The following is a 12632-nucleotide window of genomic DNA, read 5'->3' as shown; positions in this document are numbered from 1 at the left end:
GTATAGAATTAAGCACTTATTTGTGCTATTCTATTATCTATATATCAAGCATACATACGGTTTTTCAAAAATTCGGACAAGTGCTGGTACTTAATTATGAAGGGGGAAATATTAATGAGAAAGAAAAAAAGTCTGTTATGGATGGCACTCTTAGCATTGCTAGTTTTGCTTGCTGCCTGTGGAGATAATGCATCTGGTACAAATTCGGATGATGCACAGCAATCGGACTCAGAAGGATTAACTACTGTTGAACTCGGAATGCTAAAACTGACGAGCTCAGCACCACTATTTATTGGAATAGAGCACGGATTATTTGAAGAAGAAGGAATCGATCTTCAAGTAAATTGGTTCGATGCGGCACAGCCAATTGCTGTCGCTGTAACCGGCGGGGATATTGACGTCGGTGCAACGGGAATTACTGCAAGCCTATACAATATGGTTGCGGGCGGAGAGGAATTATTAATCGTAGCTGATAAAGGAAGAGAACAGGAAGGCTATTCCTCCACTGCATTATTAGTACATAATGATTCAGATATCGAATCTGTTGAGGAACTGAAAGGGAAACAAATTGGAATTACTCAAACCGGGTCGACTTACCACTACATGGCCGGGAGATTGCTTGAGGAACACGGTCTGACAACAGATGATGTGGAACTTGTTCCATTAAACAGCATTCCTGGATTAATGGAAACATTGGAAAGTGAACAAGTAGATGCTGTCCTTTTAAATGAACCGAATATTTCGCTTGTGCTGGAAGAAGGCTACGGGAAAGTGATTGAACAAATTGGCGATGCTTTTGACTATCAGACATCCGGAATCTTTTTCTCCAATGCCTTTGCAGAGGATGAGGAAACGGCAGTTAATTTCATGAAAGCTTATGCAAAAGCAACCCAATATTATTATGAGGCTGTTCTTGTCAAAGAAGACGGGGAAATCGTTCCAGGGGAAAATTATGAGGAAGTCATTAATATTATTGCAGAATATACAGATCAAGAGCCGCAATTGATTGAAAGCGGGCTGCCTTATATGGATCGGGACGGCGTACTGCTCTCAGAAGATATCCAAACACAAATCGACTGGTACGCAAAGGAAAACTTAATAGATGCGAATGTCAATGCCGAAGATATCGTAAATACCGAGTTCCTTGAACAAGCTTTAAACGAATTGGAGTAGTGACCGTATGAAAATCGTCATTGAAAATGTTATAAAAAAATTTATCGATGCCAAAAAAAATGAAGTGACCGCATTGAACGATATCAATTTCTCCATCAATGAAGAGGAATTCGTCGTACTGGTCGGACCAAGCGGCTGTGGAAAATCGACGCTTTTGAATATTGTAGGCGGCTTATTGTCGCCTACTTCCGGTGATGTATACTTTGATGGAATCGAACAGGACCCAACACTTGGCATCGTGTTCCAGGAAAACGCCCTATTTCCTTGGCGAACCGTTTTTCAGAATGTTGTCTATGGACTGGAAGAACGGGGTGCAAGCAAAAAAGAGCAGAAGGAAATCGGTAATCACTACCTTGATATGGTCGGCTTAGCTGACTTTAGAGATGCCTATCCTAAACAGCTGTCCGGTGGGATGAAACAGCGGGCAGGAATCGCCCGGGCTCTTGCTGTAGAACCGGATTTACTCCTGATGGATGAACCATTTTCTGCGCTCGATGCTCAGACAAGGACATTAATGCAGGAAGAATTACTTACCATTTGGAATCGCACCCGTCTAAGCACGCTTTATGTAACGCATAACATCCAGGAGGCTGTCTATCTTGCCGACCGTGTTATTGTTTTATCCCGGCATCCCGGGCAAATAAAACAAATTATTCATATTGATCTGCCAAAGACAAAACGAAATAGCGAAGAGCATATACAGCAATTTAACCGCTATTCCGAAGAGATTTGGGAGCTCATCCGGCACGATGCCCAGAAAGCCTTGAAGGAGTGATTCGTTATGGAAAAATCAATAGAACAAACATCTCAAAAAACAAATCGAAAAGTCATTAAAAACCGTGTTGCTTATCTCGATAAACAAGTTCCTTTCTACACTCCTTTTGTAGGTATCCTTGGATTGCTCCTATTGTGGGAGCTGATTGCGCAGCTGGGATTTGTTTCCCCGCTCTTTCTTCCTGCCCCGTCAGTGATTATAACAACTGGGTGGGAAATGCTCACTAACGGGGAAATTATAAGTAACTTGAGCGCCAGTTTATACCGGATTCTAATGGGGTATGCGCTTGGTTCCGTTTTCGGTATTTTAGTTGGGTTAATTCTTGGTTTCTTTCGAACTGCTGATGCTATCGGAACGCCAATTGTCTATTCCATTTACCCGATTCCCAAAATTGCCTTACTGCCATTATTTATCCTGTGGCTTGGAATTGGCGAGCTATCCAAGGTAACCATTATTGCGCTTGGGGTCTTTTTCCCAGTTGTTATCAATACCTTTTCCGGGGTAAAGAATGTTGACCCGCTCTTGGTTAAAGCTGCTGTCACATTCGGTTCCAGCCGTTTCAATGTTATTCGCAAGGTGATCCTTCCCGGTGCATTGCCGATGATTTTTGCAGGACTCAAGCTTGCTGCCGGGACTTCCCTGCTTTTACTTGTATCTGCTGAAATGATTGCTGCTCAGGAGGGGCTTGGATCCATGGTTCTCCACTATGGAAACCTGATGATTATATCAAAACTGATGGTCGGCGTTTTGATTTTATCATTACTAGGATTGACCTTTAATAAAGTTCTTAAATGGCTGGAAGGTAAATTAATTCCGTGGCAATAAAAAAGTTTAAATAAATAAATAAATAAAATGCAGATAAATCATGCTTCATAAACTGGCCCCTATAAAACAGATACGGTAAAAAAACAACCACTCTATTCTGTTTTATAGGGTTCTTTGCCATATATTTATTTTAGAATGATTGTACGCGGGAGTTGATTATATGGGGGCATTATTTTTCCGTTAACGATTCTAAACATCCCCTCGTCCAATTGGGGTGAATTCCATATCTAGTTTTTTTAGAAAACGGAAAACGCGAATGCTTTCAATGTACCCTTCACATGGGACCGCTTTACTAAAACAGGGAGGAAACTTTGCACTATCCTTTCTTATAGCACAAAAAATAAAAATGAAACTTACCATCCTGACAAACGTAGATGTAGTAGGAAGGGGGAACCTTATATGGTATTTCCGTCAAAAAAAGATTGGTGGATGAGAATTGTTATCTGGGGAGCGGCTCTGCTTCTTATTATACCGCCTGTTTTCTTCCCAAACTTCGGTGTTTGGATGACTCCTGCATTTTTAGATAAGCAATGGATAAAAGTAATCATCTTGGGCTTTACTGGCATTCTTTTATTATGGATTTGGTTCAAAACCAATTACACGGTTGAAGAAAAAACACTAAAAATAACTTGCGGACCTTTTAAGAAAAAAGTAAAAATAGATGATATCCGCAGCATTCGGCAAACGAAAGATCCATTTACTGCTCCAGCTCTATCTATGGACAAACTTGAAATTAATTACGATTCATTTAAGGTTATTGCCATTTCTCCCAAAGATAAGCAGACATTAATCCATCATTTATTAAAACAAAACCCCAATATAGAAATAAAGTGAGCCTTTAAACAACCAGGTTCTTATAAAAAACCTCTGCTTTGGCGGTTCCGGATGGCTGAACAGCGATAACAGATGAAAAGCAAAAGTCCACAGACATGATTCGCCTGTGGACCTTTCAATTATAAATCCTCTTATTTTGCACTGACCAGAATTTTAGATTGACTTTTATCGTTAAGAAGTAAGTCAAATCCTTCTTCTACGATATTATCTAATTTAATTTTATTCGTCACTACTTTTTCAGCAGGGATTTGTCCGCTGGCAATTAAATTAATCACACGATCGTAGATATTGGAATATGCCAGGGAAAATTTAATGTTAGCTTCTTTAATTGTTGATGCAAAGGCATTGATTTCCGGATTTTTCCCAAAAATCGCTAACACACAAACGGTACCTGTACGTTTAATAGCTTCCAGACATGTATCAAATGTCGGCTGAACGCCTGCACATTCTAATGCCACGTCAACACCATCACCATTCGTATCTTCCATAATTGTGCCAATCACATCATCTTCCGCTGGATTTAATGTTTTTACAAACCCAAAGGTCTCCGCTAGTGCTAAACGTTCTTTCGAAACATCACTGACAAATACTTTACTCGCACCTGCTGCACGAGCTGACAAAACCGTTAATAGGCCAATTGGTCCTGCACCGGTAACCAGTACCGCATCCCCTGCTTTCACACCTGCCATCTCAACCCCATGATACGTTACTGCAGTCGGCTCTACAAGCGCTGCCTGCTCCAATGTCATATGATCCGGGATTTGATGACAATATTGTTCTTCCATGACACAGTATTCTGCGAACCCGCCATCATCAGCAAGGCCGATAAATGCGGCATTACTATTTCTGCAAAGGTGGTAATTTCCTTCCCGGCATTCCTTGCATTCTCCGCAGCGAAGGTTTGGCTCGATACAAACGCGGTCGCCAGGCTTGAACGAGGTAACACTGCTGCCTACCTCTGTCACCGTTCCGCTAAACTCATGACCCAATGTCAGCGGAGCTTGTCTTTTTGATATTGGATGCTCTTCTGTCGGAATACCAACAAAATGAGAATAAGCATGTAAGTCTGAACCACAGATACCAGTCCATGCTACTTCTACTTTCACATCTTTTGCCCCGACTTCTTTTACTTCGACATCCTCTACACGGACATCTTTTTCGGCATAAATTCTTGCTGCCTTCATAGAAACTCTCTCCCATTCTATAATTTTTCTTATAAAAGGCAGAGTTTGCTTTCACTAAATGAAATACACACCTAGTTAAATACACCTATTTTTTCAGCAAACACACTCTGTCTACCAATCTATTATACCATATGCCCAGTAAGAATTAACTGCAAACGCTCATGCGACCATAAAACGAAACTTCATTCAGCGGGAATTTTACGGGCGGTTCTCCGTGATAAATTATAAAATCACCCGAAAAAGACAAAATAAATGCTTGAAATTATGAAATAAGTCAGCATCCCCAGCAAAAATACCAAAATATATTTTACCGCTTTTCTCATCACCGCTCACCATCCTGTCCGGAGTCATTCGTCTATTAACTTTTCCAGCACAACCGCAATGCCATCCTCTTCATTCGTTAAAGTAATTTCATCTGCTGCACGTTTCAGTTCATCCTTTGCATTCCCCATGGCGATACTTCTGCCAGCGTACTGCAGCATCGTATAATCATTTTGTCCATCACCGAATGCGATAGTATCTTTTGCCGCAACCCCTAAGGAAGAAAGTGACTGCTCAATCGCGTTGGCTTTATCAATATCCTTGTCCGTGAATTCAAAATAAAATGGAGCAGAAAATGCTGCTGTTACTTCGCCTTGAAACGGCTCTTGCATTTGCTGGTAATGGGCTTGCAGGTAATCCTGCTCTCCTGCTACTAAAATTTTATGTACTGGAAAATCCACAAAATCAGCTAGATCATCCACCTCGCATAATTTCAGTCCAGCCCCTCTGGCTTCATATCTAATAATATTGATTGCTTCTCCTTCATAATGAATCACATTGTCATACACATCTTCTACATACAGATAATCGTCCCGGTCAATCATTGTTTTAACTGTAAATTTCCGCAGATGCTCTAAAACAGCTTTTGTATATTTGACAGGCAAAGGCTGGCTGAATAATTCTTTCCCTGTTTCACACTCAACTACTCTCGCTCCATTATAAGATACTATCAACCCCTGATAAGCACTCATTTCTAATTCATGCGCAATATCTTTCATCCCTTTTGATGGTCTTCCGGATGCTAAAACAAGCTTTATCCCTTGCCTCTGCGCCGCCATTAATACTTTCTTTGTTCTTGGCGAAATTACTTTTTCATTTGTCAGTAAGGTCCCGTCTAAATCTAATAATATGGCTTTTGGCTTCATGATCTGTCTCCTCAGTTCTGCTTTTTTATTTTCAAATTATGTTTCAACCTTTCCCGATGTAGGCAACGTTATTCAGGTATCTCCTTCTATCTTTTCCAATACATAGCTATCGTTCTATTATATTTTAAAATAAGCTGTTCATCTATTTTTTGATGTAACAAAAGAACCTTCCATCTTTTTAGCTGCTTCTCTATCATAGAACGGAATTGTTTATAGTGGAAGGGTAATGTACTGGTACGCTGAAAATATCTTCAAACACAAAAACTCGTACCTGCAAAGACGCAGATACGAGTTTTTATATCTATTCTAGTTTTCTCCATTTAATTCAATGGCCTGCTTCAGAACTTTATCCCCCTGCATCATTCCGTATGCCATCTGATCAATGACAGCTACCTTAACACCTTGAGGTTCTACCTTTTCTTTGATTTTCCCCTCTAGATAGCGAACTTGGGGCCCGATAAGAACAACATCTAACTGATCTAAATGATTCTTCAGCTGCGATTCTGCAACCGCTTCAATATCAGCAGCTACATTCTGTGCTTCTGCTGCTTCCTTCATTTTCTTTACAAGCATCGACGTAGACATCCCCGCTGAACAAACTAAACGTATTTTCATATTATTTCTCCTCCAGACGAATTATTTTTTGATGCATATCTATCATTTCAACGGCTAAATCCTTCACCGTTAATGCGTTCATTAAATGGTCCTGCGCATGAATCAGGATTACGGAAAGCGGAGTTGCTTTCCCATTCGCCTCGTCATGCAACAGGCTTGTCTGCATATAATGCGCCTCTGCAAATGCCTCATCCGCTGCATCCATTTTTTTAGCCGCTTCTTCAAATTCCCCTTTTTTAGCTAGCAATAACGCCTCCATTGCATCGGATTTGGCATTCCCTGCATGTAAAATAATTTGAAAGGAAAGCATTTGCACTTCTTCTTTTGTCATTGTCATGTTTTATTGACCTCCCATTTTCTCTTTCATCGCACGTACGCCTGCCATAATGAACGGGATATAGATAACCACCGCAACAGTCAGGTTAATAAGCTGAAGAATAATTCCTCTGGCGCTGCCGCCCGTTACCAGATATCCGCTTAGAATCGGTGGAGTCGTCCACGGCAGAATAGCCACTGTTTTTGGTACCAGTCCTGTGGATAACGCGATATAAGAAATAACGGTTAATGTAACTGGTACAAGAATGAACGGAATCAAGAAAATTGGGTTTAAAACGATCGGCAGCCCAAAAATCACCGGTTCATTGATATTAAACAACCCTGCTGGAGCAGATACCTTGGCGACCTCCCGATATGGATGGTTCTTTTCTCTTCTTATCACAATAAAGATAGCTATCAAGAGCGCAATCGTTGTACCTGAACCTCCCATGAAGACAAAAGAATCTAAAAATGGCTTGGTCACAACATTCGGTACATCAAACGCAGACATCCCCTGCTGGAAAAGGCTTGCATTTTGCTCAATCAACGGCAGATAAACCGGCTCAATAACCGATCCAATAATATTGGTACCGTGTAAACCAAAGAACCAAAGCAAATGATTTAAGAACGAAACAACCAGTGCTGCAGGTAATGTATTTCCCAGACCTTGCAGCGGTTCTTGTATTGCATTAAAGATAACCTCAAACATGCTGATTCCTACGAATACACTGATAAGTGCCTGGAATAAACCGACTAATGCAAGAATAATCATTGCTGGAATCAATGCAGCAAAGGAACGGGTTACCCCTTCCGGAACGCCATCCGGCATTTTGATTGTAATATTCGCCTTCACCAGAAGACGGAATAACTCGGTTATCAGCAGCGCAATAATAATGGCTACAAATAATCCTTGCGCACCCAGCCAGGCAAAATTCAATCCCCAATCTGCTGTTTCTGGTACTAAGATAATATAGGAAGCAATAGAGATTAAACCTACCGATAATCCATCTATTTCATATGACTTAGCTAAATTATAAGCGATTGTAAAGGAAATGAGTAGTCCAATTACGGCAAATGTTCCATTCCAAACACTTCCGCCCAGCGTCTGCCAGTTCCCTTCCCCAAAAATATTATTTAAAATCTTCACCATATCAAAGCTTCCAAAGGCAGGGAAATTATTAATCAATACGGCTAACGAACCGATAATAATTAAAGGCATAATCGCTACAAAACCATCACGAACAGCAACTAAATGACGTTGTGAGCCGATGCGGCCGGCAATTTCAATAAATTTTTGCATAAATGTATTATTCATTTTTCTTCCCCCTAGCGTTTAAATTGTGGCAAGTAATCTTCATGTGCTTCCAACAGTTCATCTAAAACCACTTTTGCTTTTTTCTCATCTTGAATTAACGGATTTACCAGAAAGGCATTGTAGGCGTCCTTGTAATCTCCTGACATACTCGCCTTGATTACCAGCTCTTCCATTGCTTTCATATTTTGAATCATCCCCCGCATCGGTGCAGGAATTTCCCCAATCGCAATCGGCTTCGGACCATTCTTTGTAATCACGCAATTTGCTTCAATCACTGCGTCATAAGGTAAATCAGGAATCGTGCCATGATTCCACGTATTTACCGTTTGGATATCTTCTTTGTTATTATAAATAGAATCCATTAAACTACAGGCAACTTGACTGTAAAATGCACCGCCGCGCTGTTCCAGCTCTTTTGGCTTCTCTCGGAGACTTTCTTGTTTATATAGATCAAACAGAGATTCTTCTAACGCTTGAACAACTTCCGCACGTGTCCCATTCTCTTCATAAGCTTTTAGATCTTTTTCCAATACTTTTTCTGATTGAAAGTAATATTGATGGTATGGATTCGGCAGCAGTCTGGCAGATTGAATAAATGTTTCCGACCAATCTAATGGCATAATATTCGCCGGACTGTAATCAAACTCTTTTTGAAGCAGCTTTTGGAATACATCTTCTGTCCGATCCTCTCCGCTGACATAGACCTTGTCTCCAAACACAAAATGATTCAGCCCGATAAATTGAATCCATACATCCTCAGGAGGGACCTGTAATAGTTCAGCCGTAGAATGTCGCATATTAAATGGAATATTACAGACACCAATAACCTTTTTATGTGCCGAATGATTCAGCAGCGCTTCCGTAACGATACCTGCCGGATTGGTAAAATTAATCATCCACGCATCTGGACAAAGCTCCTGGACTTCTTTAGCTACTTCCATTAATACTGGAATCGTTCGAAACGCTTTCATTATTCCGCCAGCACCGTTTGTTTCTTGCCCAATCATTCCATGCTTCAACGGAATTCGCTCGTCTTGGGCTCTTGCTGCTAATCCGCCAACCCGAATCTGTGTCGAGACAAAATCTGCTCCTTTTAAAGCACTTCTCCGGTCCAGCGTCCAAGTTAACTCAATAGCTGCACCCGCCTCTTCTATCATCCTGTTTCCTAATTGACAAATTGTAGCTACCTTTTCTTTCCCGGCTTCCACATCCACCAGAACAATTTCTGAAACAGGAAGTGTCGGCTGCCGCTCGATAAGTCCTTCTAAAATTTCTGGCGTATAACTGGAACCTCCACCGATAATTACTACTTTTAAAGACATAATCGACTGCTCCTTTAATTCTATTTTGTAATCGCTTTAATTGTTTTATCTGTATTACCTGTTTTAAATGTATCATACAAATTTTTATTTGTCTATATAAAATAAAATATAATTGTTGTAACAATTGTGTTTTTATCAATTATCTAGTAAACTATCTTTATAGTAGAAACTTTCATAAGAATTTAGATACTGATTTCTTAAAGAATGCTATGGATAAAATCACTTTTTCGTGTCTTTAGTCCTATTCATTGCTTTATCCCTTGTACTTTTACACTTAAAAGGGTATGATTTTTTAAAAGTGTCGCTAAAGGAGTACGGAATCTATGGAAAGAAACCAATCGCTACACACTTATATCAAAGAAGAATTGTTACATCGTATTAAGACAAATCAATATCAGCCCGGCGAGAAAATCCCTCCCGAACTGGAATTATGTAAGAGCTTTAATGTCAGTCGTACCACGGTTCGTACCGCTTTAAATCAGCTTACATTAGAAGGATATTTAGTTCGTCAGCAAGGACGGGGCACGTTTGTTGCAGATAAGAAAGTAAAACAGGCTTTATCCCAGACAGTCAGAAGATATAGTGACCAATTAGCCGACCAGGGGAAACATCCGGAAATTGAAGTATCAGATATTTCTGTCGTTGCTGCAAATGAATTATTATCTGATCAGCTAAATGTGAATCTCCAGGATCCTATTCAACGTATTGAGCGTGTCCGTAAAGCGAATGGAGAGCCTACACAGTATGAAGTAGCTTATGTCCCCTGGTCTGTTGCTCCGGGGATTACTGCAGAACATGCCGGCCATTCTCTATATAAATCATTAAATGAATTTTTTGATGTGTGGATTGCGAAAACCTCAGAAAATATCGAAATAGCTTTTGCAGATGAGCAAATTTGCAAATTTTTGGAGTGTGAGCAAGGTCTGCCCTGCTTTTACATTGAAACACTGGCGGAAGATAAAGACGGAAATAAAGTTGAGTTTTCCAGATCTTTTTTTCGGGGAGATAAAACAAACTTCTCGATTGAACGTACTTATTCGAAGTAATTAAAAAATCTATCAGGAGTGGTTTTCATGCGAATAGAAATCAATGCAGACGATTTCGGATTGACAAAAGGAGTGACAGATGGAATCATCCAGGCGCATCAAGACGGCTGCGTAACATCAACAACCTTAATGATGAATGGACTTGCAACCGATTACGCTGTCGAAAAGGCGCTGGAAAATCCCGATTTAAAGGTTGGCATTCATCTTGTATTAACTTGGGGAAAACCGCTTCATTCATCTGTGCCAAACCTCGTTAAATCCGATGGCACCTTTCGATTCACCAGCGGCTATCGCGATATGGAAGCTCCGAATATTTCAGAAGTCGAATTGGAATGGCGCGCACAGCTGGATGCTTATTTAACAACAGGTTTGCCACTTGATCATATCGACAGCCATCATCACGTTCATGGCTGGCCTCCTTTAAAAAATCTAGTCATCCAGCTTGCCAAAGAATACGATGTTCCTGTGCGTTATGTTGATTCCATAGCGGATCATCCGGAAATATGCTGGACAGATACGCTGTGGACTGGTTTTTATAAAGAAGGAATCACTGATGATTTATTTGATGTTCTTCACGAAGAAAATGGAACATCAATTGAAGTAATGACCCATCCCGGGCAAGTGGATGACGATTTAAGGAAAGTCAGCTCGTACACGGATGACCGCGAGAAGGAAATAGAAATTCTCAGCAGGATAAAAGTTCCTGATTGGGCAGAGAAAAAATAAAGCGTCCCCCCATTCATGAGGGGTTTCACGGCCAATTCTCTTTGATAAAAAAAGAAATCCAAACATCTCAAATTCTGTAGAAAGAATGTTGATAACGTTTGGATTTCTTTTTTTATGAAGTATGTTCTCAGGTAAAAAAATAGCTGATAATGGATAAAAGCAACGCAAAGCCCATAATACAGCTGACTGCCATAAAATGACGGCGGCGTCCCATGACAACAACAGCAATATATTCCCTGACCATGGCATTTGGCCAATAATAAAATGCTGTTTTTGAACCAATCCCCTGGCTGTCCAATCCAGCTTTTCGTGCATAAATCCCAGCACGGAATAAATGAAAATTATTCGTTGCGAAAATACTCTGGTACGTTCCTTCTCCACTCAAGTTATCCATGATTCTTTTGGAAAACCTCATATTTTCATACGTGCTGACTGATTTGTCTTCTTGAATCGTATCTTCCACTGGTATTCCTTTTTCTACAGCATAGTTTTGCATGGCTTCGGCTTCTGGAAGTCCTTCATCCGGGCCCTGTCCCCCGGAAAAGATAATTTTCGGCGGAACCGTAACTTTTTTCTGCTGATGATAAAATTCAATCGCTTTATCAATTCTGCTGGCCAACAATGGAGACACCCGGTCATTAATCAAGCCGCTTCCTAACACAATGATAAAATCTTGGTTTCGTTTTGGACGGCTCCATTGATTCAGTCCATAAGCTGTTAAAAAGTTAAACATATGCAAGAAAACATAGATAACAACCAAGCTGGCTCCTCCAAATAACGGATGCAAATACTCCGGGAAAAACTGTGTCGGATTGACCATATTGAAAATAATCAATGTAAGTATGCCTATGGCCATGATCAATGTTAAGGAGTTCCTGAATCGTTTCCCCTCCTTCTCCATTAACACTTTGGCATTGTAAAATAACCCGGCGATTAATGCGAGCACGCCAAACGGAATCATCAAAATCAAAAGTAAAGCAGGAAAAACCAGCACGATATACTGATAAGGCCCATCGATGTAAATATAAAAGAATGCGCAAAAGAAAAAGAAAGTGATTAAAAACCCATTAAACAAAAGCCCGTTAATCAACTTACGCGGGTCCCGAAGATAACTGATTAGAAATAGAATTAAAAATAATAGCGGTATGGAAGCAATAAAATATATCAAATACACGCACCTCTTTCCATCTGTTCTCATTGACCTTTCTACTATCTAAGAAGAAGGAAGTTCTTTCATTATAATCTTTTCTATAAATGAAAGCATTATTTGTTTCAAAATAATTATGTGGTAGAATGTATCTAATTAACAGCTAAA

Annotated in this window: 13 protein-coding genes; 6 read left to right on the top strand and 7 right to left on the bottom strand. The window is 40.2% G+C overall.

Features of this window, described 5'->3' with window-relative positions; all coding sequences use genetic code 11:
* The first annotated feature begins 114 nt into the window (after window positions 1-114).
* The 4 genes from ACZSMY_RS13850 (at window position 115) to ACZSMY_RS13835 (ending at window position 3607) form a co-directional block, all read left to right on the top strand.
* The gene (locus tag ACZSMY_RS13850; protein ID WP_042531570.1) at window positions 115-1173 is read left to right on the top strand and encodes an ABC transporter substrate-binding protein; all 1059 of its coding nucleotides are present in this window, start codon (window positions 115-117) and stop codon (window positions 1171-1173) included.
* 7 nt (window positions 1174-1180) lie between these two features.
* Window positions 1181-1948, top strand: coding sequence for an ABC transporter ATP-binding protein (locus ACZSMY_RS13845; RefSeq protein WP_042531568.1), 768 nt, complete (start codon window positions 1181-1183; stop codon window positions 1946-1948).
* A gap of 6 nt (window positions 1949-1954) precedes the next feature.
* Window positions 1955-2773: an ABC transporter permease gene (locus ACZSMY_RS13840; RefSeq protein WP_042531566.1), complete on the top strand. Its 819-nt coding sequence runs from the start codon at window positions 1955-1957 to the stop codon at window positions 2771-2773.
* A 399-nt stretch (window positions 2774-3172) separates the two neighbouring features.
* A complete protein-coding gene (locus ACZSMY_RS13835; RefSeq protein ID WP_042531564.1) occupies window positions 3173-3607 on the top strand; it encodes a PH domain-containing protein in 435 nt (144 codons plus the stop codon).
* A gap of 131 nt (window positions 3608-3738) precedes the next feature.
* Here ACZSMY_RS13835 and ACZSMY_RS13830 read toward each other — a convergent pair whose 3' ends face one another.
* From ACZSMY_RS13830 to ACZSMY_RS13805, 6 genes are all read right to left on the bottom strand, one after another.
* Window positions 3739-4791, bottom strand: coding sequence for a 2,3-butanediol dehydrogenase (locus tag ACZSMY_RS13830; RefSeq protein WP_042531562.1), 1053 nt, complete (start codon window positions 4789-4791; stop codon window positions 3739-3741).
* Between the two features lie 347 nt (window positions 4792-5138).
* A complete protein-coding gene (locus tag ACZSMY_RS13825) occupies window positions 5139-5978 on the bottom strand; it encodes a Cof-type HAD-IIB family hydrolase (RefSeq protein ID WP_465147899.1) in 840 nt (279 codons plus the stop codon).
* Between the two features lie 306 nt (window positions 5979-6284).
* Window positions 6285-6593, bottom strand: a complete 309-nt coding sequence (locus ACZSMY_RS13820; protein WP_042531558.1) for a PTS sugar transporter subunit IIB — start codon at window positions 6591-6593, stop codon at window positions 6285-6287.
* Between the two features lies 1 nt (window position 6594).
* A complete protein-coding gene (locus tag ACZSMY_RS13815; protein ID WP_042531556.1) occupies window positions 6595-6930 on the bottom strand; it encodes a PTS lactose/cellobiose transporter subunit IIA in 336 nt (111 codons plus the stop codon).
* A gap of 3 nt (window positions 6931-6933) precedes the next feature.
* Window positions 6934-8223, bottom strand: a complete 1290-nt coding sequence (locus tag ACZSMY_RS13810) for a PTS sugar transporter subunit IIC (RefSeq protein ID WP_084612899.1) — start codon at window positions 8221-8223, stop codon at window positions 6934-6936.
* An 11-nt stretch (window positions 8224-8234) separates the two neighbouring features.
* Complete coding sequence (locus ACZSMY_RS13805; RefSeq protein WP_212928526.1) at window positions 8235-9545, bottom strand: 6-phospho-beta-glucosidase; 1311 nt, start codon at window positions 9543-9545, stop codon at window positions 8235-8237.
* 323 nt (window positions 9546-9868) lie between these two features.
* Between ACZSMY_RS13805 and ACZSMY_RS13800 the strand changes: the two genes are divergently transcribed.
* Both ACZSMY_RS13800 and chbG read left to right on the top strand, forming a co-directional pair.
* A complete protein-coding gene (locus ACZSMY_RS13800) occupies window positions 9869-10591 on the top strand; it encodes a GntR family transcriptional regulator (RefSeq protein WP_042531552.1) in 723 nt (240 codons plus the stop codon).
* A 27-nt stretch (window positions 10592-10618) separates the two neighbouring features.
* Window positions 10619-11317 carry a chitin disaccharide deacetylase gene (gene chbG / locus ACZSMY_RS13795; RefSeq protein ID WP_042531551.1) on the top strand — a complete coding sequence of 233 codons (699 nt, stop codon included), beginning with the start codon at window positions 10619-10621 and terminating at the stop codon, window positions 11315-11317.
* Window positions 11318-11444: 127 nt separating this feature from the next.
* On the opposite strand, the gene ACZSMY_RS13790 is transcribed toward chbG, so the two are convergent.
* Window positions 11445-12485, bottom strand: a complete 1041-nt coding sequence (locus ACZSMY_RS13790) for a YdcF family protein (protein WP_465147898.1) — start codon at window positions 12483-12485, stop codon at window positions 11445-11447.
* Window positions 12486-12632 lie beyond the last annotated feature (147 nt).

The organism is Oceanobacillus sp. B139/18 (assembly GCF_055524595.1).
The sequence above is the reverse complement of the archived record's forward strand: the minus strand, read 5'-3'. Positions and strand labels throughout refer to the sequence as shown.